23 protein-coding genes are annotated in these 23,584 nt (G+C 68.3%); 10 read left to right on the top strand and 13 right to left on the bottom strand.

All coding sequences use genetic code 11. From position 1 onward, the window contains the following. Positions 1-372: 372 nt before the first annotated feature. Positions 373-621, top strand: a complete 249-nt coding sequence (gene secG / locus WBP48_RS10435; protein WP_424439981.1) for a preprotein translocase subunit SecG — start codon at positions 373-375, stop codon at positions 619-621. Then, the gene (locus tag WBP48_RS10430) at positions 621-977 is read left to right on the top strand and encodes an RNA polymerase-binding protein RbpA (RefSeq protein ID WP_424439978.1); all 357 of its coding nucleotides are present in this window, start codon (positions 621-623) and stop codon (positions 975-977) included. Before secG ends, WBP48_RS10430 begins: the two co-directional genes overlap by 1 nt. 15 nt (positions 978-992) lie before the next feature. Here WBP48_RS10430 and pgl read toward each other — a convergent pair whose 3' ends face one another. Genes pgl through tkt form a run of 6 tightly spaced genes read right to left on the bottom strand, consistent with a single transcriptional unit; the run spans position 993 to position 9,167 of the window. Beyond that, entirely contained in the window at positions 993-1,772 is a 780-nt protein-coding gene (pgl, locus tag WBP48_RS10425; RefSeq protein WP_424439975.1) for a 6-phosphogluconolactonase, read from the bottom strand. Beyond that, positions 1,769-2,722: a glucose-6-phosphate dehydrogenase assembly protein OpcA gene (locus tag WBP48_RS10420; RefSeq protein ID WP_424439972.1), complete on the bottom strand. Its 954-nt coding sequence runs from the start codon at positions 2,720-2,722 to the stop codon at positions 1,769-1,771. Before WBP48_RS10420 ends, pgl begins: the two co-directional genes overlap by 4 nt. Then, a complete protein-coding gene (gene zwf, locus WBP48_RS10415; RefSeq protein ID WP_424439969.1) occupies positions 2,719-4,311 on the bottom strand; it encodes a glucose-6-phosphate dehydrogenase in 1,593 nt (530 codons plus the stop codon). The genes WBP48_RS10420 and zwf overlap by 4 nt, the downstream gene beginning before the upstream one ends. Positions 4,312-4,321: 10 nt before the next feature. Beyond that, entirely contained in the window at positions 4,322-5,950 is a 1,629-nt protein-coding gene (locus WBP48_RS10410; RefSeq protein ID WP_424439966.1) for a glucose-6-phosphate isomerase, read from the bottom strand. After that, positions 5,947-7,080, bottom strand: a complete 1,134-nt coding sequence (tal, locus tag WBP48_RS10405; RefSeq protein ID WP_424439963.1) for a transaldolase — start codon at positions 7,078-7,080, stop codon at positions 5,947-5,949. The genes WBP48_RS10410 and tal overlap by 4 nt, the downstream gene beginning before the upstream one ends. Next, positions 7,077-9,167 (bottom strand): transketolase, encoded by a 2,091-nt coding sequence (gene tkt, locus WBP48_RS10400; RefSeq protein WP_424439960.1) that lies wholly within the window; start codon positions 9,165-9,167, stop codon positions 7,077-7,079. The genes tal and tkt overlap by 4 nt, the downstream gene beginning before the upstream one ends. 183 nt (positions 9,168-9,350) lie before the next feature. Here tkt and WBP48_RS10395 point away from each other — a divergent pair, with 183 nt between their 5' ends. Together WBP48_RS10395 and WBP48_RS10390 are read left to right on the top strand one after the other, a co-directional pair. Further along, entirely contained in the window at positions 9,351-10,277 is a 927-nt protein-coding gene (locus WBP48_RS10395) for a heme o synthase (protein ID WP_424439957.1), read from the top strand. A gap of 227 nt (positions 10,278-10,504) precedes the next feature. Beyond that, the gene (locus tag WBP48_RS10390) at positions 10,505-11,371 is read left to right on the top strand and encodes an endonuclease domain-containing protein (RefSeq protein WP_424439954.1); all 867 of its coding nucleotides are present in this window, start codon (positions 10,505-10,507) and stop codon (positions 11,369-11,371) included. Positions 11,372-11,490: 119 nt separating this feature from the next. Here the strand turns inward: WBP48_RS10390 and WBP48_RS10385 are convergent, their stop codons facing one another. Together WBP48_RS10385 and WBP48_RS10380 are read right to left on the bottom strand one after the other, a co-directional pair. Further along, positions 11,491-11,934, bottom strand: coding sequence for a dinucleotide-utilizing enzyme (locus tag WBP48_RS10385; protein WP_424439951.1), 444 nt, complete (start codon positions 11,932-11,934; stop codon positions 11,491-11,493). An 84-nt stretch (positions 11,935-12,018) separates the two neighbouring features. Further along, positions 12,019-12,990 carry a COX15/CtaA family protein gene (locus tag WBP48_RS10380; protein WP_424439948.1) on the bottom strand — a complete coding sequence of 324 codons (972 nt, stop codon included), beginning with the start codon at positions 12,988-12,990 and terminating at the stop codon, positions 12,019-12,021. A gap of 270 nt (positions 12,991-13,260) precedes the next feature. Here WBP48_RS10380 and sufB point away from each other — a divergent pair, with 270 nt between their 5' ends. The 6 genes from sufB to WBP48_RS10350 are packed head-to-tail and all read left to right on the top strand — an operon-like array spanning position 13,261 to position 18,580. Continuing rightward, positions 13,261-14,679: a Fe-S cluster assembly protein SufB gene (gene sufB, locus WBP48_RS10375; protein WP_424439945.1), complete on the top strand. Its 1,419-nt coding sequence runs from the start codon at positions 13,261-13,263 to the stop codon at positions 14,677-14,679. Beyond that, positions 14,679-15,929, top strand: coding sequence for a Fe-S cluster assembly protein SufD (gene sufD / locus WBP48_RS10370; protein WP_424439942.1), 1,251 nt, complete (start codon positions 14,679-14,681; stop codon positions 15,927-15,929). Before sufB ends, sufD begins: the two co-directional genes overlap by 1 nt. Beyond that, the gene (locus WBP48_RS10365; RefSeq protein ID WP_424439939.1) at positions 15,926-16,255 is read left to right on the top strand and encodes a non-heme iron oxygenase ferredoxin subunit; all 330 of its coding nucleotides are present in this window, start codon (positions 15,926-15,928) and stop codon (positions 16,253-16,255) included. Before sufD ends, WBP48_RS10365 begins: the two co-directional genes overlap by 4 nt. A gap of 11 nt (positions 16,256-16,266) precedes the next feature. After that, on the top strand, positions 16,267-17,037 hold the full coding sequence (sufC, locus tag WBP48_RS10360) for a Fe-S cluster assembly ATPase SufC (RefSeq protein ID WP_424439936.1): 771 nt from the start codon (positions 16,267-16,269) through the stop codon (positions 17,035-17,037). A 9-nt stretch (positions 17,038-17,046) separates the two neighbouring features. Next, the gene (locus tag WBP48_RS10355) at positions 17,047-17,376 is read left to right on the top strand and encodes a metal-sulfur cluster assembly factor (protein WP_424439933.1); all 330 of its coding nucleotides are present in this window, start codon (positions 17,047-17,049) and stop codon (positions 17,374-17,376) included. A 46-nt stretch (positions 17,377-17,422) separates the two neighbouring features. Continuing rightward, positions 17,423-18,580, top strand: a complete 1,158-nt coding sequence (locus WBP48_RS10350) for a MalY/PatB family protein (RefSeq protein WP_424439930.1) — start codon at positions 17,423-17,425, stop codon at positions 18,578-18,580. Positions 18,581-18,596: 16 nt separating this feature from the next. Here WBP48_RS10350 and WBP48_RS10345 read toward each other — a convergent pair whose 3' ends face one another. Genes WBP48_RS10345 through WBP48_RS10325 form a run of 5 tightly spaced genes read right to left on the bottom strand, consistent with a single transcriptional unit; the run spans position 18,597 to position 23,470 of the window. Then, entirely contained in the window at positions 18,597-19,514 is a 918-nt protein-coding gene (locus WBP48_RS10345; protein WP_424439927.1) for a siderophore-interacting protein, read from the bottom strand. Next, on the bottom strand, positions 19,511-20,344 hold the full coding sequence (locus WBP48_RS10340; RefSeq protein WP_424439924.1) for an ABC transporter ATP-binding protein: 834 nt from the start codon (positions 20,342-20,344) through the stop codon (positions 19,511-19,513). Before WBP48_RS10340 ends, WBP48_RS10345 begins: the two co-directional genes overlap by 4 nt. Beyond that, a complete protein-coding gene (locus WBP48_RS10335) occupies positions 20,341-21,399 on the bottom strand; it encodes a FecCD family ABC transporter permease (protein WP_424439921.1) in 1,059 nt (352 codons plus the stop codon). Before WBP48_RS10335 ends, WBP48_RS10340 begins: the two co-directional genes overlap by 4 nt. Next, complete coding sequence (locus tag WBP48_RS10330) at positions 21,399-22,454, bottom strand: FecCD family ABC transporter permease (RefSeq protein WP_424439918.1); 1,056 nt, start codon at positions 22,452-22,454, stop codon at positions 21,399-21,401. The genes WBP48_RS10335 and WBP48_RS10330 overlap by 1 nt, the downstream gene beginning before the upstream one ends. Next, entirely contained in the window at positions 22,451-23,470 is a 1,020-nt protein-coding gene (locus tag WBP48_RS10325) for an iron-siderophore ABC transporter substrate-binding protein (protein ID WP_424439915.1), read from the bottom strand. Before WBP48_RS10325 ends, WBP48_RS10330 begins: the two co-directional genes overlap by 4 nt. Positions 23,471-23,584: the final 114 nt, after the last annotated feature.

Below are 23,584 nucleotides of genomic sequence, written 5' to 3'. Positions count from 1 at the left end.
GCGCGTGCTCGACGACGATCCCGCGCTCCTGCGCCACCCGGGTTTGGCGGCGGCGCTCGAGCGGCGGCTGGGGCAGGAGGAACGCGCCGCCCTGGCGAAGAACTGATGCAAAGTTCCCGCCTCCCCGGGCAGGATTCCTCGCCCCCAGGGCGCGGCAGCGCCCCTGAGAAGCTGATGCAAAGTTCCCGCCTCCCCGGGCAGGATTCCTCGCCCCCGAGGTGCGGCAGCGCCCCTGAGGGACTGGCGGGGGGCGCCGCGATGCCGAGCGGCTTCTCGCCCGTTCGCCGCGTCCTCGCTCACCGATCGGGGCGTGCGCCGGTATACTCGGTCCTTGTGCGCCCTTTCGCGGCGCCGCGAAAGGCTTCATCGACTGTGGACATCCTCGAGTTCGTGCTGCAGGTGCTGCTCGGTATCACCAGCCTCCTGCTGACACTGCTGATCCTCCTGCACAAGGGACGCGGCGGCGGCCTGTCGGACATGTTCGGCGGAGGCATGAGTTCCGCTCTGGGGTCGTCGGGACTCGCCGAGCGCAACCTGAACCGGTTCACGGTCGTCCTCGCTCTCGTCTGGTTCGTCGCGATCGTCGCGTTGGGCCTCATCACCAAGTTCCAGGGGATCTGATGGCTACCGGAGGAAACGCGATCCGCGGCACCCGCGTGGGTGCTGGGCCCATGGGCGAGCAGGACCACGGCCACCACGCCGACCGCGTCGCCGTCTCGTACTGGGATGCGCTCGGCAACGAGACCGTCCGCTACTTCGCTGCGGGGATCGCGGAGGAAGAGATCCCCGAGGTCATCGACTCACCGCACTCGGGGCTTCCCGCGGGGCGTGACAAGAACAACCCGCCGGCACTGGCCAAGACCGAGCCCTACAAGACGCATCTTGCCTATGTGAAGGAGCGGCGCACCGAGCAGGAGGCCGACGCCTTGCTCGAGGACGCACTGCAGCAGCTACGGGAGCGGCGCGGTCAGGGTTGAGTGATCCGGCTCGGCTCAGAACTCCGGGTCGATGAGTTCGGGAGGAACGCCACCGGCGGCGGCTTCATCGATGAAGAACAGCGTGCGCCTGCGTCCCTTGGCCCCGGCGGCGGGGACGGTCTCGTAGCTGGCGCCGGCCAGGGCGAGGCCGAGGGCGGCCGCCTTGTCGGTGCCCGAGACGACGAGCCATACGCATTGCGCCGAATTGATGACCGGACGAGTGAGGGTGATTCGCGCCGTCGGCGGCGTCGGGGCGTCGCGCACCGGCACGACGCTCCGGTCTGTGATCTGGATCTCCGCGCGGTCGGGGAAGAGCGACGCGATGTGCCCGTCGGAGCCGACGCCGAGGAAGCACACGTAGAAGTTCGGCCAGGGATGGATGGCGTCCCCGAATCGAGCCAGCTCGGCAGCGTAGGCGGCGGCCGCGGCATCCACCTCGGCGACGTCTTCGACGGCGGCGATGGTATGGACGTTGCGCGCCGGTACGTCGATGCGGTCGATCAGCGCGGCGCGTGCCGCGCGCTCGTGACGCTCATCGTCGGTGCGCGAAGCGAAGACTTCGTCGCTCCACCAGAAGTGCACGTGGGACCAGTCGATGTCGTAGCCCGAAGAGACGGCGCCGGCGGCGCGGAGCACGGCGGTCCCGATGGCGCCGCCCGCCAACGCGACGTGTGAGCGCTTTCCCTCGGCCGAGCGCCGCGCCAGGCGGGAGAGCAACCGTCCCGCAACCGCGTCTGCCAGCGCTTCGGCATCCGAACTGATCACGACCCGTTTCGTCGTTCCGAACTGCGTCATCGGAGCTCCTCGGACTCTGCGGAGGCGGGGGGGCCGATCAGCCCCCATCCTTGCGTGATCACTCGACCATACAGGAGGTCGGGATTGAGTCGACGCAACTCCTCGGCGAGACATTCGCGCAGCGTTCGCCGCGGTAGCACGATGTCGTGCGAAGGTTGGCCGGGCTGCGTCAGGGTCGCATTGATATCGTTGCTGCGCTCCAGCACGATGTCGCCGCTGGCGCGCGTCAGGCGCACCTTCTGGATCCCGTGAGCCCACTCCTCGGGCGTGGAGTACCGCCAGACGACGGGCACGTCGAGTTCGAGGCGCAGCCACGCCGCGAGCAGCGCCGTGGAGGGAGAGCTGCCGCCGCCGACGACCTCGACGGCGGTGATGGGCTCGTACGGTGGCTGGTCCAGCACGGCAGCGAGCTGCTCGCGCCAGTGCGTGAGCCGTGTCCAGGCCAGATCCGTATCTCCCGGCGAGTACGACGCACCCAGGTGCGAGAGGCGATCCGTCGTATAGGGCTCGGTCGACGCGTCGGTGATGCGACGCTGCGCCATGCGGCCGATGTCGGATGCCGACGGCACCTCCGGCGGGAAGTCAGGCCACCACGCGACGACGGGAGCATCGGGCAGGAGCAGGCCGGTCACGAGCCCCTCCTGGCCGGTGGCGGCCTCGCCGTGTGCACGCAGGACGACGACCTCGCTCGCCCCGGCGTCCCCGCCCACGCGGATCTGCGCGTCGAGCTTGGCGTCGCCCTCGGGCTGGGCGATCAGCACGATCACGCGCATCGGGTGCTCGCGGGAGGCGGCGTTGGCGGCCTCGATCGCCTCCTCCTGGAGGCCGTGGGTCGTCACGATGATGAGGGTCAGCACCCGGCCGAGCGCGACGGCGCCGCCCTCCTCCCGGACGCTCACGAGCGAGCGGGCGATCTTGGACACTGTGGTGTCGGGCAGGTCGACGATCACGGGCGCCTCCAGACGCGGCCGTCGCGGGCCATCAGCTCATCTGCGGACGGGGGACCCCATGAGCCGGGGGAGTACTGCTCCAGCGGTCCGCCCTGCGCGGTCCAGAAGTGTTCGAACGGGTCGAGGATCTTCCACGACAGCTCGACCTCCTCGTGCCTCGGGAACAGCGGCGGGTCGCCCAACAGCACATCGAGGATGAGGCGCTCGTACGCCTCGGGGCTCGACTCGGTGAACGCGTGGCCGTATCCGAAGTCCATCGTGACGTCGCGCACCTCGTTCGCCGCGCCCGGGACCTTCGAACCGAACCGGATCGTGACTCCTTCGTCGGGCTGCACACGGATGACGAGCGCGTTCTGGCCCATTTCCAGCGTCTGGTTGCGCTCGAACAGATGCTCCGGCGCCCGCTTGAACACGACCGCGATCTCGGTGACTCGGCGGCCGAGCCGCTTTCCGGTGCGCAGGTAGAACGGGGCCCCGGCCCAGCGCCGCGTCGCGATCTCGAGCTTCACGGCGGCGTACGTCTCCGTCGTGGACTCTCGATTCATCCCGTCCTCTTCGAGGAACCCGGTGACCTTCTCGCCGCCCTGCCAGCCGCCGGCGTACTGACCGCGCGCCGAGGCGAGCGACAGGTCGGCGGGCAGTCGGACGGCGGCCAGCACCTTCTCCTTCTCGGCGCGGAGATCGGCGGCGTCCATCGAGATGGGCTCCTCCATCGCGGTGAGTGCGAGCAGCTGCAGCAGGTGGTTCTGGATGACGTCGCGCGCCGCTCCGATGCCGTCGTAGTAGCCGGCGCGCCCGCCGACGCCGATGTCTTCTGCCATCGTGATCTGCACGTGGTCGACGTAGTTGGCGTTCCAGATCGGCTCGTACAGCTCGTTGGCGAAGCGCAGCGCGAGGATGTTCTGGACCGTCTCCTTGCCGAGGTAGTGGTCGATGCGGAAGATCGAGTCGGCCGGGAAGGCGACCTCCAGCGCGGCATTGAGCTCGCGTGCGGTCTGCAGATCGCTGCCGAACGGCTTTTCGATGACGACGCGGCGCCAGGCATCGGAGTTGGTCGAGCGGTCGTCGACGAGCCCCGACTGCTTGAGCTTCGTGGCCACGATGGGAAAGTCGCGCGGTGGAATCGACAGGTAGAACGCGTGATTGCCCATCGTGCCGCGCTCAACGTCGAGCTTCTCGACCGTCTCGCGCAGGCGACGAAACGCGTCGTCGTCGCCGAATTCGCCGGAGACGAAACGGATGCCCTGCAGCAGCTGCTTCCACGTCTCCTCGCGGAACGGCGTGCGCGCGTACTGACTCACCGCCTCATGGACGACCTGGGCGAAATCCTGGTCCTCCCAGTCGCGCCGCGCGAATCCGACGAGGGCGAAGCCTGGTGGCAGCAGTCCCCGGTTGGCCAGGTCGTAGACGGCGGGCATGAGCTTCTTGCGCGACAGGTCTCCCGTCACGCCGAAGATCACCAGTGCGCTGGGGCCTGCGATGCGGTTGAGGCGGCGGTCATCGGGGTCGCGTAGCGGATTGTGGTCGCGTGAAATCTCGATCTGCGGTCGCGGTGCGGCCGCACTCGATCCAAGAATCTCGACAGTCATCGAGGAACTCCTACTGTGCCGCTTCGAACAGCGACAGAACGTCGATCTGCGGGTCGGTGAGGGTGAGCGTCACGACGGGTCGGCCGCGCGCAACGAGGACATCAGCGTCGCCGGCGGCCTGCGCCGCGATCAGCTGACCGAAAGTGAATGGGCGGCCGGGGACCTCGAGGTCGACCTCGCCGGAACCGAGAATCTGCAAGAACACCCCGGTCGCCGGCCCCCCCTTGTGATACTGCCCCGTCGAGTGCAGGAACCGCGGTCCCCACCCGAACGTCGTCGGCCGGCCCGAGTCGGCCGCGATCAGTTCGCGCAGTCCGGCCAATTGCGGCACGGCGGTGCGATCCAGGTAGGCCTGCACCGCGACATACCCGGTGGGTCCGAGAACCCGCCAGAGCGCGTCGAGAACGCCGGCAAGTGTTCCCGGAGCGGCCAGCGCGGAATCGGAGACGCGCACCTCGACACCGTCGGCGCTGAACGCCGGCGCCACGCCGGTGGGGCGGACATCGAGGAGCCCTCGGGCGGCGGTCTTGGCGGACTCGACGTCGGGCTGGTCGAAGGGGTTGATCCCCAGCATCCGCCCCGCGATCGCGGTCGCGTACTCCCACACCACGAACTGCGCGCCGAGAGAACCGCTGATCAGCACCTCGTCCGGGTGCTGCTCCAGGATGCGAAAGTGCTCGGCGTCGTCCACCAGGCGAACCAGCTGCAGATCGGGCGGGGTCTCATCGACCTCGGGGGAAACCGGCAGCAGCACCACGGGGAGGATTCCGGTGCCGCTCTTGCCGGTCGACTCGGCGACGAGCTGCTCGATCCAGTCAGGCAGCCCCACGATGTGCGTGCCGTCGGTCACGAGTCCGAGCTTGTCGCGGCGCGCGCCGACCACGTCCGTGCCGGCGATCGCGGAGGCCAGGACGAGCGCGGGGTTGCGGGGGTCATCGATCGCGACCTCGAGAAGCGTCGCCTCCGCCTCGTCGAGCAGCTCGGCGATGTCGACCCCGGCCAGGCCCGCCGGCACGAGGCCGAACGCCGCGAGGGCGGAGTAGCGCCCGCCGACGTTCGGGTCCGATGCGAAGACGCGGTAGCCGGCGGCGCGTGCGGATTCCTCCAGAGGCGAGCCGGGGTCGGTGACGACGATGATCCGCTCCGCGGGATCGATGCCGAGGTCCCGCCACGCGGCCTCGAAGGCGCGTCGCACGGAGTCGGTCTCAATGGTCGAGCCCGACTTCGAGGACACGACCAGTACGGTCTCGGCGAGCCCGCCCGATTCGACGTCGCCGTCGATCGCGGACAGCACTTGACCGGGGTCGGTCGAGTCGAGGATCACGAGCGGCGCTCCCGCCGTCTGGGTGATGACTTCGGGTGCCAGCGACGAACCCCCCATCCCCGCCAGCACGACCCGGGTCAGCCCCCGCGCGACGAGATCGTTCCGCAGTTCGAGGATCGCGGGCACGAGCGGGCGCGACACCGTGACGGCATCCACCCATCCCAGCCGCCGCGATGCCTCCGCGGCGGCATCCACGCCCCAGAGATCCGCGTCGCCGGCGGTGATGCCGCTGGCGATCAGGCTCTCGACGAGACGAGGGAGTTCCCGCTCGACGACCTCCTTCACGCGGCCCGAGACGTGGATCTCGAAACTCACCGGACGCTCGCCGCCTGGGTGTTCTGTGATGCGAGGGCGGTGGTGACGGTGTTCTGGAGGTCGTGCCAGGAGGCGATGAATTTGTCGACGCCTTCGTCTTCGAGGACCTGGGTGACGTCGTCGAAGTCGATGCCGGCGGCGGCGAGGTCGGCGAACACCTGGTGGGCCGCGGCATACGTGCCGGTGATGGTGTCGCCGGCGATCACGCCGTGGTCGAACGTGGCCTGCAGGGTCTTCTCCGGCATCGTGTTCACGGTGCCGGGAGCGACCAGCTCCGTCACGTACAGGGTGTCCGGCAGGGACGGGTTCTTCACCCCGGTGGAGGCCCACAGCGGACGCTGCAGGTTCGCACCGGCCGCGACCAGGTCCTGCGCGCGCTTCGTGGCGAAGGTCTGCTCGAACAGTTCGTACGCGAGGCGGGCGTTCGCGATCCCCGCAAGCCCCTTCAACGCGGCCGCCTCCTCGGTACCGATAGCGGCGAGGCGGTTGTCGACCTCGGTGTCCACCCGGGACACGAAGAACGACGCGACCGAATGGATGCCAGACAGATCCAGGCCCGCAGCCTTGGCCTGCTCCAGCCCGGTCAGGTACGCGTCGATGACGGCCGCGTACCGCTCCAGCGAGAAGATCAGGGTGACGTTGACGGATATCCCCGCCGCGAGCACCTCGGTGATCGCGGGAAGACCCGCTTTGGTCGCGGGGATCTTGATCAGGGTGTTCGGGCGGTCGACCTTCGCCCACAGCTTCTTCGCCTCCGCCACGGTCCCGGCGGTGTCGTGCGCGAGAGTGGGGGACACCTCGATCGACACCCGCCCGTCGACCCCACCGGTCGCGTCGTAGACGGGACGGAAGATGTCGCACGCGGCCTGCACGTCCTCGGTCGTGAGCGCGAAGATCGCCGCATCCGCGTCGGCACCGGCAGCGGCGAGCTCGGCAAGCCCCGCCGCGTACGAGTCGTCGCTCGTGTTACCGATCGCGCCCTGGAAGATCGTCGGGTTCGTCGTCACCCCCGACACCGTCCGGGTGCGGATCAGCTCCGCAAGATTCCCCGTCGTGATCCGGGAACGAGACAGATCATCCAGCCAGATGCTCACACCGGCAGCAGCGAGGTCTTCAGTAGGGGTGCTCATGAGTTCTCCTTGACAGTGGCGCGCGCCGCGTCGGCGACGTGGTCGGCGGTGATGCCGAATTTCTCGAACAGGGTCTTGTAGTCGGCGGAGGCGCCGAAGTGGTCGATGCCGACGGTGCGGCCGTGGTCGCCGACGATCGCCTTCCACAGCGGGGTGGATCCGGCTTCGACGGAGACGCGGGCGGTGACGGATGCCGGGAGCACGCTCTCGCGGTAGTCGGCATCCTGCTCCGCGAACCACTCCAGCGACGGCGCCGAGACGACGCGCGCCTTGATGCCTTCGGCGGCGAGGGTCTCGCGGGCGGTGACGGCCAGTTGCACTTCGGAGCCGGTCGCGATGAGGATCACGTCGGGTTCAGCGCCGTCGGCCAGGTCGGGCGCGTCGATGAGGACGTACGCGCCCTTCGCGACACCATCGGTCGTGGCGAAGCCGTCCTCTCCGCGGGGGAAGACGGGGATGTTCTGACGGGTCAGGGCGATCCCTGTCGGGCCGCCGGAGGTGCGGCAAACGATCTCGAGCCATGCGGCGCTGGTCTCGTTCGCGTCGGCGGGACGCACCACCGCGAGGTTCGGGATGAGCCGGAGCGTCGACAGCTGCTCGATCGGCTGGTGCGTGGGGCCGTCCTCGCCGAGGGCGACGGAGTCGTGAGTCCACACGAACACCGACGGGATGTTCATGAGGGCGGCGAGCCGTACCGCGGGACGCATGTAGTCGCTGAAGATCAGGAACGTACCCCCGAACGGGCGGGTCGGGCCGTGCAGCTTGATGCCGTTGACGATCGCGCCCATCGCGTGCTCACGGATGCCGAAGTGCAGCACCCGCCCGTAGGGGTCGCCCGACCACTCGTGGGTCGACCACTCCGCGGGGATGAAGCTCTGCGCGTCCTTGATCGTCGTGAGGTTCGACTCGGCGAGGTCGGCCGACCCGCCCCACAGTTCCGGCAGCTGACCTGCGAGGGCGTTGATGACCTGGCCGGACGCCGCTCGCGTGGATACGTCTTTGCCGGGCGTGAACGTGGGGACCTGAAGGTCCGCGGGCAGCTCGGCCGCCTCCAGCCGGTCCAGCAGCGCCTTGCGCTCCGGGTTGGCCGCGGCCCACGCGTCGAAATCCGCCTGCCATGCCGCCCGCACCTCGGCGGCCCTGTCTGCGAGGGCACGCGTGTGGGCGATGACGTCGTCGGCGACGACGAACGAAGCTTCCGGGTCGAAGCCGAGCACCTTCTTCGTCGCAGCCAACTCCTCGGCACCGAGGGCGGAACCGTGGATCTTGCCGGTGTTCTGCTTGCCGGGGCTCGGCCATCCGATGATCGTCTTCAGGATGATCAGCGACGGCTTGTCGGTCACGCCCTTCGCCGCCTCGATCGCCGCATACAACTCGGCGACGTCCTCGACGTACTCGCCGGTGCCCTTCCAATCCACCGTCTGCACGTGCCAGCCGTACGCGTCGTAGCGCTGGGCGACGTCCTCGGTGAACGCGACGTTGGTGTCGTCCTCGATCGAGATCTGGTTCGAGTCGTAGATCGCGATCAGGTTTCCGAGCTCCTGGTGCCCGGCAAGGCTCGACGCCTCGGAGGTGACACCCTCCTGCAGGTCGCCGTCGCCGGCGATCACGTACACGAAGTGGTCGAAGGGGCTCGTGCCCTCTTCGGCTTCCGGGTCGAACAGTCCTCGCTCGTAGCGGGCCGCGTAGGCGAACCCGACGGCGGAGGAGAGTCCCTGACCCAGCGGGCCCGTCGTGATCTCGACGCCCTTCGTGTGGCCGTACTCCGGGTGACCCGGAGTCAACGAGCCCCACGTGCGCAATGCCTTCAGATCGTCGAGCTCGAGGCCGAATCCACCCAGATACAGCTGCACGTACTGCGTGAGCGAGGAGTGGCCGGCGGAGAGGATGAACCGGTCACGGCCGAGCCAGTGGGTGTCCGCGGGATCGTGACGCAGCACCCGCTGATACAACAGGTAGGCCGCGGGGGCCAGACTCATCGCCGTGCCCGGGTGGCCGTTGCCCACCTTTTCCACGGCGTCAGCCGCCAGCACCCGCGCGGTATCCACCGCGCGCCGATCGATCTCATCCCATACGAGTTCGGACACTCTCTGCCTTTCGTTCGAGCACGCGCGCTGCCCTTTCCCGGAGGGGGAGTAATCGTGGGGATGTGCGCAAGTGCTCTCAGCATATCGAAGCGGTATGCAGCCCGTCCCGTGTGACGGCGCGCGTCGGGGCCGCCGCGGGCGGCATGTCCTAGACTGGCACGGACCTATCGGACGGCAGGGGCGATGGATATCACCACGACGCAGCGGAGCGACAAGCTCGCGGCCCGACGGGGCATCGGCCGCACGGTGCGCGCGTACGTCGCCCTGACCAAGCCTCGTGTGCTCGAATTGCTGCTGGTGACGACCGTTCCGGTCATGATCTTGGCGCAGAACGGGATGCCGAGTGTGTGGCTCGTGCTGGCGACGGTGATCGGCGGCGCGATGAGCGCCGGCTCGGCGGCGACCTTCAACATGTACCTCGACCGCGACATCGACGCACACATGCACCGCACCGAGAACCGGCCTCTCGTCACCGGTGAGGTCTCGCCTCGTGGGGCGCTCGTCTTCGCGTGGGTGCTGGCGGTGGCATCCACCGTCTGGCTGCTGCTGACGACGAACTGGCTCGCCGCATCGTTGAGCGTCGTAGCCATCTTCTTCTACGTGGTGATCTACACGATGGTCCTCAAGCGTCGCACCGAGCAGAACATCGTCTGGGGCGGCATCGCGGGGTGTTTCCCCGTGCTCATCGGCTGGTCCGCCGTGACCGGGTCGCTGACCTGGACGCCGTTCATCCTGTTCCTGCTCGTGTTCCTGTGGACGCCGCCGCACTACTGGCCGCTGTCGATGAAGTACAAGGGCGACTACCAGGATGCCGACGTGCCGATGCTCGGCGCGACGCGCGACGGACTGCAGGTCGGGCTGCAGGTCATCCTGTACGCCTGGGCAACCGTCGCGTCGTCGCTGTTGCTCGTGCCGGTGGCGGGGATGGGGATCGTGTACACGGTCTCGGCCCTCGTGCTCGGTGGCTGGTTCATCGTCGAGTCGCACGTGCTGTACACCCGGGCGGTGCGCGGCGAGCAGATCAAGCCCATGCGCGTGTTCCACGCCTCGATCACCTACTTGACGTTGCTGTTCGTGGCGATCGCCGTCGATCCGCTGCTGCCCTTCTGAGCTTGGCGGCAGCCTCGGCTCGCGTCAGGGGCTCCCCTCGCACAATCGAGGAGATCTGCAGTTCTGCGGAGCCGCGCGGGCGTGTTGGTCCGCAGAACTGCAGATCTCCGCAGAAGTGAGAGTCGCGCCCGGCGCATCGCGTTCTCCACAGGGGGGTGTTTCGCGGGTTGTCCACGGATGCGGCCTGCGGTCGCCCACGCGCGTGATCGCCGCGGCAGAGTGACGGGATGTCGTCACTCACTGTGGTCTCCGCTATCCCACCCGCGATCGTCGCATTGCTGGCTGCCGTCGACGCGGTCGCAGGCGTCGCGCGCGTCCACGCGCTCGTCGCGGGAGGCCACTCCCGATACTGGATCGCCCGCTCGCTGGAGGCTGGGTACCTCGTGCGAGTGCGGCGCGATTGGGTCGCTCTCCCCACTGCCGACCCGGAACTGCGCGCGGCTGCGCGGTGGGGCGTCGTTCTCTCGTGCATCACACAGGCGCGCCGACTGGGATTGTGGGTGTTCGAAGAGGATCGCTGCCATGTCGCAGCAGCACCGACGTCGAGCAGCCGCAAGCCCGACCTTGCAACGGTGCATTGGGCAAAGCCCGCCGTGCCACGACCACCCGGGTCTCTGATCGACAGCCTCGAAAACGTCCTGGCACTGGTCGCCGTGTGTCAGTCGTTCGAGCGGGCGCTGGTCGTGTGGGAGTCCGCGCTCCAGAAAGGGCTCACGGATGCGGCGGCGTTGCGGCAACTCGCGCTCCCGGCATCCGCCCGGGCGATTCTCGACGCCGCGACGCCGTACTCGGACTCTGGGCTCGAGACCTTGTTCCGCACCCGGCTGAGTTGGCTCCGCTTGCCGCTCCGGGCGCAGATCTGGCTCTACGGCCATCGGGTGGATCTCTTGATCGGTGACCGACTCGTGATTCAGCTGGACGGGGGGCACCACGTCGGCTCTCAGCGCAGTTCGGACAATGCGCACGACGCGGCGCTGCTGGCTCGCGGCTACTACGTGCTGCACTTCACCTACGGGCAGGTGGTCAATGATTGGCCAGCGGTGCAGGATGCCGTCATGCGCGCGATCGCCGCCGGGTTGCACCTCGCGCGGTGACATCGGGCCTGCCGTGCACACAACAGCGGAGATCTTCAGTTCTGCGGAGCCGTTCGGTCGATGGCGTCCGCAGAACTGCAGATCTCCGCGAAAGTGAGAGCGAGGTGGAGGGGGAGTGGTCAGCGCGCGGGGGTCTCCGCGTCGGTTGATTCCGGCCTCGCAGGGTCGGGCTCCATGACGACGGGTTCCTCCACCGCCGCGGGCGCAACGGCGGCGACCTCTTCATCCCGAACCGCGGGGGTATCCGCCGCGGTGGGCTCCTCAATGTCAAGCTCGAGCTCGTCCACGGCGGTGGCGCCGGGGACGAGCGCACGGAGCGAACCGACCGTCAACGCGAGGGCGACGCCGATGAGGCCCGCGCCCGCGAGGATCGCGCCGACCACGGCCCAGATCTGGCCGACGTAGACATCGACGGCGGTCGCGGTGCCGTCGGTGATCGTGGTGGTCATGGTGCCGAGCTTGTCGACGAGCAGATACGTGCCGGCGCCGACCGCGACGACGGATCCGCCCACGAGCACCCAGAACGGGATGCTACGGCTCACACGGGGGGCGGTATTGGGCATGACGGGGCTCCTCTTGTCGTGTCACCGCGCTCGCGGCGACTCATCGACTATCCGCGAACCACCAGAGTAGGCGTGATGCGCCCCCTATGAGCTTGCTGTGGAACGAGGCGCCTTGAGCCTCAGCACGACGACGGTCATCGCCGCTGCGGTGAGGGCCGCGAGCACCATGTGAACGCCGACGGCGATCTCGGGCAGGCCGTTGCGGGCCTGGTAGAGGCCCACCGCGATCTGGACGACCTCGACGGCCAGCAGCGTCGATACCCACACCCGCGTCGGCAGATGCCGCACCCACGCGACCACCGTGAGCATGAGCGTCAGCGCAAGAAGCACATACCCCGGCCAGGCGTGAACGTGTTCCAGCACTGTCGCGTCGAACCCGTTGCGGCCCGCGGCGGCATCCCCCGAGTGTGGCCCCGCTCCCGTCGTGAGCACGCCGAACACGATCGTGACGGCGAGCACGAGCGTCGTCACGTGCACCGTGATGGCGTACCAGAGCGGCACGGCACGCTGCCTCGGCCCGGGCTCGGCGTATATCCGCACGACCAGCGCTGTCGTGACGCAAACGAGTGTGAGGGAAGCGACGTAGTGGAAACCGACGATGAACGGGTTCAGCCCCGTCCACACCGTGATGCCGCCCACGAGCGCCTGCGCGACGATCCCCGCCATCACGATCCAGGAGAGGACGAACAGGTCCCGTCGGCTGCGGCGCAGGCGCCACACCAGTACGAGGAGCGCGAGGGCGAGCAGGCCGAGCAGAGGGCTCATCAGCCGGTTGCCGAACTCGATGAGCGAGTGGATGCCTTCGTCCACCAGTGCGGGCGTCGGTACGAGCGATTCGGGCGTGCACAGCGGCCACCTGGGGCAGCCGAGGCCCGAGCCGGTGAGGCGCACGGCACCGCCAGTGGCGATGATCACCACGTTGCCGATGAGGTTCAGCCACGCGACGATGCGCAACGGCCTCCCGACGCGGTCGGGGAGCCCGGGGCCGGAGCGCCTGCCGAGGTCGGGCGTCTGCGGCGCCGGTTCCGGTGGTGCGGACGTCGGCTGCGAGGACATGTGGGTCGCCTCCGGATGTGCGCCCGATGGGGCGCCCAGCACGCCCTGTGCCGGGGTGCCTGCTGTAGACTGACGGGGTGGGAACGGCGGCGCTCGAGAAGCGTCGCGCTCACTGACAGTCTAGGCGCGCGGCCCGCGGGCCGACGACGAACCCCGTGTCAGCGAAAGACACTCAAGCGGCCCTGAAAGCGGCATCCCCACCTCGCTCACTCCCGAGGACGACGGAATGCCGGCGCGGATGACACCGTCGGGCACGAAGGAGGCAAAGTCATGTCGGATGTGCTCATCGACCGACCGGAACTCGAAGGACTCGGTGTCTACGAGTTCGGCTGGCACGACCCGGATGCTGCGGGAGCCAGCGCGAAACGCGGCCTCAGCGACGCGGTCGTACGCGACATCTCGGCGCTGAAGGCCGAGCCCGAATGGATGCTGAAGAACCGGCTGAAGGGCCTGCAGCTGTTCCAGCGCAAGCCCATGCCCACGTGGGGCGCCGACCTGTCGGACATCGACTTCGACAACATCAAGTACTTCGTGCGCTCGACCGAGAAACAGGCGCAGTCGTGGGAGGACCTCCCCGAGGACATCCGTAACACGTACGAGAAGCTCGGCATCCCCGAGGCGGAGCGCCAGCGTCTCGTCGCCGGCGTTGCCGCCCAGTACGAGTCCGAGGTCGTGTACCACCAGATCCGCGAGGATCTCGAGGCGCAGGGTGTCATCTTCATGGATACCGACACGGCGCTGCGCGAGCATCCCGAGTTCTTCGAGGAGTACTTCGGCACCGTGATCCCCGCCGGCGACAACAAGTTCGCCGCGCTCAACACGGCCGTCTGGTCGGGCGGCTCGTTCGTCTACGTCCCCAAGGGCGTGCACGTCGAGATCCCGCTGCAGGCGTACTTCCGCATCAACACCGAGAACATGGGCCAGTTCGAGCGGACACTCATCATCGCGGACGAGGGCAGCTACGTCCACTACATCGAGGGCTGCACCGCCCCGATCTACAAGAGCGACTCGCTGCACTCCGCTGTCGTGGAGATCATCGTCAAGAAGAATGCGCGCGTGCGCTACACGACGATCCAGAACTGGTCGAACAATGTGTACAACCTCGTCACCAAGCGCGCGATCGCGCACGAGGGCGCGACGATGGAGTGGATCGATGGCAACATCGGCTCGAAGGTGACGATGAAGTACCCCTCGATCTACCTCATGGGCGAGCACGCGAAAGGCGAGACGCTTTCGGTCGCGTTCGCCGGTCCCGGGCAGCACCAGGATGCCGGCGCGAAGATGATCCACATGGCGCCGTACACGCAGTCGTCGATCGTCTCGAAGTCGATCGCTCGCGGCGGCGGTCGCGCCGGTTACCGTGGCGAGGTGCGGGTCGCGCCCGAGGCGCACCACTCCGCCAACACCGTGCGTTGCGACGCGCTGCTGGTCGACACCATCTCGCGCAGCGACACCTACCCCGCGATCGACATCCGCGTCGACGACGTGCAGCTCGGCCACGAGGCGACGGTGTCGAAGGTCAGCGAGGAGCAGTTGTTCTACCTCATGAGCCGTGGGATGCCGGAGGACGAGGCCATGGCGATGATCGTGCGCGGCTTCATCGAGCCCATCGCCCGCGAGCTGCCCATGGAGTACGCCCTCGAGCTCAACAAGCTCATCGAGATGGGCATGGAAGGATCCGTCGGCTGATGACGACAGCGACTCAGGCCCCCGTCACCGACGAGAAGGGCCACATCGACCCTGCGGCATCACTGGTGGGCGCCGCCGGTGCCGCATTCGTCCCGGTGCAGACGCGCTCCGAGCGGCCGGCGTCGTTCGACCCCGCCGCCTTCGGGGTACCCACCGGTCAAGAGGTCAACTGGAAGCACACGCCGCTGAACCGCCTCGCCCCGCTGCTGCGTGACGAGCCCGCCGACGAGGACGCGATCACGGTGACCGTGACGGCCTCCGGCGCCGAGCTCGCTGCACCGCTGCGCGAGGGCGAAGCGCCGCGCGGTACGGTACTCATCCCCGAGGACCTGCCCAGCGCCATCGCGTCCCATCGCGCCGATGGTGCCGTGCACGTGCGCATCCCGGCCGAGGCCGAGCTCGATGAGCCGGTCGTCGTCGAGGTGGCCAGTGCGGCCGATGCCGCCACGGGGGAGTTGCACCGCGGCATCCTGCACGTGGTGATCGACGCGGGTGCACACTCACGCGCGACGGTGCTGCTGCGTCACGGCGGTGCTGTCGCGCTCGCCGAGAACGTGGAGATCCTCGTCGGCGAGGGTGCGCACCTCGAGATCGTGACGGTGCAGCAGTGGGCCGACGAGGCGGTGCACGCTGCGGCTCATGCCGCGCGGGTCGGCCGCGACGGACTGCTCCGTCACGTCGTCGTCAGCTTCGGCGGGGGCGTCGTTCGAGTGAACCCGTCCGTCGAGTTGGCCGGAGCCGGCTCGCAGGCCCTGCTCTACGGGCTTTCGTTCGCCGACGCCGGACAGCACCTGGAGAGTCAGGTGTACCTTCACCACAAGGGGCAGAACACGGTCGGCGACGTCCTCTACAAGGGTGCTTTGCAGGGCGCGTCGGCGCACAGCGTGTGGATCGGCGACGTCCTCATCGGGCCGGATGCCGTGGGCACCGACTCGTACGAGGCGAACCGCAACCTCGTGCTCACCGACGGCGCGCGCGCCGACTCGATCCCGAACCTGGAGATCGAGACCGGCGACATCCGGGGCGCCGGGCACGCGAGTGCGACCGGCCGGTTCGACGACGAGCAGCTGTTCTACCTGCAGGCGCGGGGCATCCCCGAGGACGAGGCCCGGCGACTGGTCGTGCAGGGCTTCCTCACCGAGGTCGTGCAGAAGATCGACATCCCGGCGCTGCAGGAAGAACTCACGGCGGCCATTGAAGCAGAGCTCGCTCTGACGGCGGGAGCGACCGCCGCGGGAGCGTCGGAATGACCGCACAGAAGGCGCTGAGCTTCAGCGACCTCGAGCAGGACACCCCCGTTCGCGTCGAACTCGACGGTGTTCCGATCGCCGTCGTGCTCGACTCCGAAGGCGAGGTGCACGCGATCGGCGACACCTGCACCCACGGCGATATCTCATTGTCCGACGGGTTCGTCGAGGGTGAGACGCTGGAGTGCTGGGCGCACGGTTCTGCGTTTTCCCTGCGCACCGGCCGCCCCCTGAACCTGCCGGCCTACGAGCCGGTGCCCGTCTACGAGGTCACGATCGACGGGGACGATGTCCTCATCGACCCGCACCTGATCAAAGAAGTGAACTGAAGGAATCTGACATGGCTGTTCTCGAGATCCGCGACCTGCATGTGACGGTCGAGACCGACGCAGGGGAGACCCCGATCCTCAACGGTGTGGACCTGACGGTGCGTACGGGCGAGACGCACGCGATCATGGGCCCCAACGGCTCGGGCAAATCGACGCTCGCGTACACGATCGCGGGGCACCCGAAGTACACCGTCACGGGTGGCTCGATCACCCTCGACGGCGAAGATGTGTTGGCGATGTCGGTCGATGAGCGCGCGCGTGCGGGACTGTTCCTCGCGATGCAGTATCCGGTGGAGATCCCGGGCGTGACCGTCACCAACTTCCTGCGGACGGCGAAGACCGCCATCGACGGCGAGGCGCCGGCGATCCGCGCGTGGACCAAGGACGTCAAAGAGGCGATGCGCAACCTCCGGATGGACCCCAAGTTCGCCGCGCGCGGCGTCAACGAGGGATTCTCCGGCGGCGAGAAGAAGCGTCACGAAATCCTGCAGCTCGAACTGCTCAAGCCGGCGATCGCCGTGCTCGACGAGACCGACTCCGGCCTCGACGTCGATGCGCTGAAGATCGTGTCGGAAGGCGTCAACCGTGCGAAGGTCGCGACCGACCTCGGCGTGCTGCTCATCACGCACTACACGCGCATTCTTCGCTACATCAGGCCCGACTTCGTGCACGTACTCGTGAAGGGTCGCGTCGCCGAGGAGGGCGGACCGGAACTCGCGGAGCGGCTGGAAGACGAGGGATACGACCGGTATCTCGAGCCCTCCGACGTGATCGAAGCTTAGAATCGAAGCATGACCGCGACGCTCACGCCGGAGAAGTACGACGACGTCACCGAGGCGCTCAAGGATGTCATGGACCCCGAACTCGGGATCAACGTGGTCGATCTCGGCCTGATCTACGACCTCGGCTGGGACGACGAGAACGATGCTCTCGTGATCCACATGACGCTGACGTCAGCGGGATGCCCGCTCACCGACGTGCTGGAGGAGCAGACCGCGCAGGCGCTCGACGCGGTGGTGGAGCGGTTCCGCATCAACTGGGTGTGGATGCCGCCGTGGGGACCCGAGCGCATCACCGACGACGGCCGCGACATGATGCGCGCCCTCGGGTTCGCCATCTGACGAAACGTCACCGGGCCATCGCGCGCGACGCCGATAGGCTCGTCGGGTGAGCATCGCGCCCCTGGAAGCCCTGCCCCTGGAGACGTTGCGTCGACGCAGCAGCACGAAGTGGCGCAGCTATCCGGAAGATGTGCTGCCGATGTTCGTCGCCGAGACCGACTTCCCGCTTGCGACACCGATCACGACGGCGCTGGCTGAGGCCGTCGCCATCGGCGACACCGGATACACGCCGCCGCGCCCCGGTGTGGCTGAGGCCTTCGCGGCGTTCGCGCAGCGGCGCTTCGACTGGCACGTCGACTCGCATCGCACGCGTTGGACAGCCGACGTCATGATGGGTGTCGTCGAGATTATGCGTGCCGTCACACGGCCAGGCGATCGCGTGATCGTGACCCCGCCGGTCTATCCGCCGTTCTTCGCGACGGTCGAGGAGGCCGGGGCTGTCGTCGAGGAGGTGCCGCTGACAGACACCGGCATCGGGTGGGAACTCGATCTCGTCGGGATCGAAGCGGCGTTCGTGGCGGGCGCGCGTGCGTTGCTCCTCTGCAATCCGCACAATCCGACCGGCACAGTGCATTCTCGGGAGGCGCTTGCCGCGGTGGCGGAACTCGCCCACCGCCACGGTGCCGTCGTCGTCAGTGATGAGATACACGGACCGCTCGCCTATGACCGCGCGGCGTTCGTGCCCTTTCTGACGGCCGGCCCGGCCGCCGCCGAGGTGGGGTTCGCCGTCACGAGCGCGTCGAAGGCATACAACCTCGCCGGGCTCAAGTGCGCCGTGATGGTGGCCGCATCCGATGAGAACGCCGAGGTGCTGCGGGGCCTGGCTTGGGAGGTGGAATGGCGCACAGGGCTTTTCGGTGCGCTGGCGAACAACGCCGCATTCGCACCCGAGTCGGATGTCTGGTTGGATGCACTCCTGGTGCGGCTCGACCTCAATCGGCTTCTGTTGACGGAGCTCCTCGCCGAGCAGCTGCCTCGTGCTCGCTACCGGGTGCCCGATGCCGGCTTCCTGGCGTGGATCGACGTGTCCGACTACGGATGGGGTGACGACCCGGCTGTGTCCATTCGGCGTGGTGCTCGTGTGGCGCTGCATCACGGCCCGTACTTCGGCAGCCAAGGCGTCGGTCACGTCCGCCTCAACTTCGGGTGCGGCCCGGACGTGCTCATCGAGGCGGTCGAGCGGATCGGCGCGTTCGCGCGCTAGCGCTCCGCCGCGTCGGTTAGACCTCCGCCTTGCCGAGCCGCCAGTAGCCCATGAAGGCGACCGCGCGGCGGTCGACGCCGTGATGCGTGACCAGTTGCCGACGCAGTGTCTTGATTCCGCCCGCCTCGCCGGCCAGCCACGCGTAGAGCGGCGCGCTCTTCAGCGCCGCCCCGCCCTTGGCCGTGCGCGGCACCTCCCACAGGATGTCGCGGTCGATGTCGATCTCTTCGACCTCGGCGCCTCGGCCGGAGGGGACCAGCCGTCGGGCAACATCCTCGACGCCGGCGATGAGGTGAGCGTGCCGGTCACCGGCCGCACGAGCAGCGATGCGGTATTCGAAACCGGGATGGACGGGAAGATAGGCGCCATCGTCGGCATCCGGCACTTCGAGCACGACGACGCCGCGCGCGTCGCGCGGCAACTGCTCAAGGATGACAGCGATGGCGGGCGCCGCCGTCTCGTCGCCGGCAAGGAGGATGTCGTCGGTGCAGGCAGGCGGGACGAAGTCGATGCCGTAGCTGACGCCGGTGTGCGACGTGGTCGGTGCGTAGATGAGCAGTTCGTCGCCGAGGCGCGCGGTCGCGATCCACGCCGACGCGGGACCGAGCACGTCGTGGGCGACCATGTCGACATCCACTTCCGGCGCCTCCGGGCGCACAGCCCGGGTCGTGTAGGTGCGGAACGGCGGGCGGGCATCCTCGCGCATCTCGCGCCACTGGGTCCACCAGTCCTCCCCTGTCGGCATCGTGTCGATGGGTGTCCTCGCAGTCGGAAAGACGATCTTGATGCGCTGGTCGAACCCGGGGTCGCCGTAGTCGGCGAGATCGGGACCGCCGAACGTGAACCGACGCAGACTCGGCGTGAGGTCGATGATCGCGGTGACGCGGGCACGGAAGAAGCGGCTCTGCGGGCGCGTCGGGCGCGTGGCGGTCACGGGGCTTCTCCTGACGGGGCGACGGTGGTGGGCAGCACGCGGTGACGTCCGCGAGGGAGGACCAGGGGAGTGCCGGAGACGGGATCGTCGATGACGAGCGCGTCGAGGTCGAAGACTGCTCGGACCATCGCGCTCGTGACGACCTCGCTCGGTGGGCCGGAGGCGACCAGGCGTCCCGAGCGCAGCGCGAACAGATGATCGGCATAGCGCGCAGCGAGGTTGATGTCGTGGAGCACCATCACGATGGTCGTGCCGCGGGTGCGGTTGAGGTCGGTGAGCAGGTCGAGTACGTCGATCTGGTGCGACACGTCCAGGAAGGTGGTGGGCTCGTCCAGCAGCAGAATGTCGGTCTCCTGCGCGAGGGCCATCGCGATCCACACCCGCTGGCGTTGCCCGCCGGACAGCTCGTCGACAGCGCGGTCGGCGAGCTCCAGAACTCCGGTGGCAGTGAGCGCCTCCGTCACAGCCCGGTCGTCCTCCGCGGTCCAGCTGCGGAACAGCTTCTGATGGGGGTGTCGTCCTCGGCCGACGAGATCGGCGACGGCGATCCCCTCCGGGGCGATCGGCTGCTGAGGCAACAGGCCGAGGGTACGGGCGAGTTCCTTCGTCGGGAGCTGGTCGATGCGCCGCCCGTCGAGGATCACGTTGCCTGTCTGAGCGGGGATCAGCCGCGCGATCGTCTTCAGCAGTGTCGACTTGCCGCACGCGTTGGCGCCGACGATGACGCTGATCGCGCCGGAAGGGAACTGCAGGTCGATCCCGTTGACGATGCGCGCGGCGCCGTAGCCGGAGACGAGCGACTCGGCGGCCAGGAGGTGTTGTGCAGTCATGACGATCCTCCACGACGGCTCGTTCGGATGAGCAGGTAGATGAGGTAGGGCGCACCGAGGATGCCGGTGATGACGCCGACCGGGAACTTCGTGTCGAACGCGAACTGGCCGAGCAGGTCGGCGGCCAGCACGAGGCAGGCGCCGGTCAGCGCGGCGGGCAGGATGACGGGCGTTCCCGGGCCGACGATGCGCGCAGCGATGGGGCCGGCCAGGAATGCGACGAAAGCGATCGGGCCCGTCGTCGCGGTGGCGAAGCAGGCAAGAGCGACAGCGGCGACGACGAGCAGGATGCGCGTGCGATCCACGCGCACGCCGAGAGCGGTCGCCGTCGCGTCACCGAGTTCGAGTACTCTGAGGTCGCGGCCGAGCAGCAGCACGATAGGCACGAGTACGATGACGGCCACCGCCAGCGGCGGGATGTCCTCCATTCGCGAACCGTTGAGACTGCCGGTCATCCACCGCGCTGCTACGGCGACGTCATACACGTTCGCACGGACGAGCAGGAAGGCCACGAGGGCATCCATCATTGCGCCGACGCCGATGCCGATGAGGATCAGTCGGCCGCCGGTGAACTCGCCGCCTCGCGCGGCGAGGTAGATGACGACAGCGGTGACGATGCCGGCGGCGAGAGCCAGGCCCATGCTGGCTGTGCTGCTCCAGTGCAGGATCACGAGCGAGAGGACGGCCGCCGCGCTTGCACCCGAGGTGATTCCGATGACATCTGGACTCGCGAGCGGATTGCGCAGCATCGTCTGGAACGTCGACCCGGCGACACCGAAGGCGATGCCAGCGAGGACGGCGGTCAACGCTCGCGGCAGGCGCAGTGTGCCCACGGTGAAAGAAGCACCGGGCACCTGCTGGCCGGCGAGCACCGCGAGAACATCGGAGACGGGGTAGATCGTGTTGCCGAGGACGAGCATGGTACCGAACAGGATGACCGCGAGAGTCGTGAGAGCGACGAGCGCGACGGTGCGTCGGCGTTCGCGCCGCAGGCGGCCGGAACGCACGACGGCGTTCGGGTTTGCCATGTCGTCCGGAAGTGTGATCAGCGTCATCACATCGCCTTGAGCCGGGTGCTGCGGGCAATGACGATGAGCACGGGCGCGCCGAGAAAGGCCGTGATGATCCCGGCCTCGACTTCGCCCGGTGAGCCGATCACGCGCCCGATCGTGTCGGCGAGGACGAGGAGGATCGCACCACCGAGGGCGGACAGCGGCAGCAGCCAGCGCTGGTCGCTGCCGGCGAGCAGGCGGACGGTGTGCGGAATCATGAGGCCGACGAAGCCGATCGGCCCAGCAACGGCCGTGACCGCGGCGCACAGCGCGACGCCGGCGATCGCCGCGAGGACGCGAATCCGCCCGACGTGCACTCCCAGCCCGACGGCGACATCGTCGCCCAGCGCGAGCGCGTTGAGCGCTGACGCGCACAGCAGCGCGACGACCGTCCCGAGGATCAGCACCGGCACGATGACGGCCATCGTGCCCCAGTCGGCGCGCCCGACATTGCCCACCTGCCAGTAGCGGAACTCGTCGAGGACGTTCTGGCGAGGCAGGAGGATGGCTGACACGATCGAGCTCAGCGCCGCGGTGGTCGCAGCTCCCGCGAGCGCGAGCTTGATCGGCGTCGTTCCGCCGGGACCGACGGAGCCGACGAAGTAGACGAAGAAGGCGGTGATGAACGCGCCCACGAGTGCGAGCCATAGGTAGCCGAAGGCGCTGGAAGTTCCGAGGAAGGCGATGCCGATGACCACCGCCAGCGCCGCGCCCGTGTTCACCCCGAGGATGCCGGGGTCGGCCAGCGGGTTGCGCGTGATCGCCTGCATCAACGCTCCGGACAGCGCGAGTGCGGCGCCGGCGAGCAGCGCGAGCACGGTACGGGGAATCCTGCTCTGCACAGCGATCGCGCCGATGTCGGTGGGTGTGTCGCCGCGACCCCACGACGCGATGCCATCGACGATCTCGGTCACCGAGACCGCTCGAGAGCCGAACGACAATGAGATCACAACCGCGACGAAGACCCCGGCCAGCAACGCGACGAAGACGACGACGCGACGCCGCGCGCCCACCGAACCGGTGGACGCGCGGCGCTGATTGACGGTGGTATGGGTCACTGGACCTTGGCTGCCGCGTCCTTGAGTTGCGACACGTAGTCGTCGAGGACCCACGGGATGGAGAGCGCAGTCGGGCTGACGCCGGCGCTGAAGGCGTCACCCATTCCTACTTCGACAACCGCCCCGGCCTTGACCGCAGGGAGGGTGCTCCACAGTGGGTCCGCCTGAAGCGCGGCGAGCACATCGCCATCGCCGTACGTGACGATCACATCGACGTCGGCCAGCTTGTCGGCATTCTCGGCGCTGAAGTCCTCGTAGAACGAGCCGCTCGCCGCGCCGTCGACCGCGACCTGCGGGAGGTCGAACCCGAGGTCACCGAGGAATGCGGTGCGCGCGTCACCACCCGTGTAGATGGATATCTTCGACAGGTCGGCAGCGCCGATGGCAAAGAACGCCGCCGTCGTGCCGGCGAAGTCGGCGTCGGCGGTCGCGTTCGTGATCTGGTCCTCCAGATCGGAGACGAGCTGCGCGCCCTCGTCGGCGAGGCCGAGGGCTTCTGCGTTGATCGTGATGGTGTCGCGCCACGAGGTGAACCAGGCGACATCGGGGTAGGCGACGACGGGCGCGATCTCGCTCAGTGTGGCGTAGCTCTCTTCGTCAAGGCCGGACTGCGCCGCCAGGATCACGTCCGGGTCTGTGTCGGCGATTGCCTCGAAGTCAGTGCCGTCGGAGGTCGAGAACAGTACCGGCTCGTCGCCGCCGAGCGCATCGATCGCATCCTGCGTCCAATCGTAGACACCCGGCTCGGCGTCACCGGTCCAGTTCCACACCTGCGTGTCCATGCCGACCGGGAGAACACCGAGGGCGAGCGCGACGTCCTGATTGCTCCACCCCACGGTGGCGACGCGCTCGGGTTTGGCATCGATCGTGGTCTCGCCGAGGGCGTGGGCAATCGTGATGGGGAAGCCGTCGCCGGGAGCGGCGGAGCCCGAGGAAGTGGGGGAGCTGCTGCCGGCGCAGCCGGTGAGCAGCAGGACGGCGGCCGTGACGGCGAGAGCGGAGCGGAGTCTGGGCACGGTGTTCCTTCGGGTAGAGCTGAAGTAAGGGCAGGCTTACATTAGTTCGCTCTGGGCCCGGGCGCCAGTCTTCTGCAGTTCGACTGAAGGATATTGGGAGACGCGAAAGGCCCC

The organism is Microbacterium sp. (assembly GCF_049661145.1).
Taxonomy (GTDB): domain Bacteria; phylum Actinomycetota; class Actinomycetes; order Actinomycetales; family Microbacteriaceae; genus Microbacterium.
This window is presented reverse-complemented; position numbering and strand designations above follow the sequence as displayed.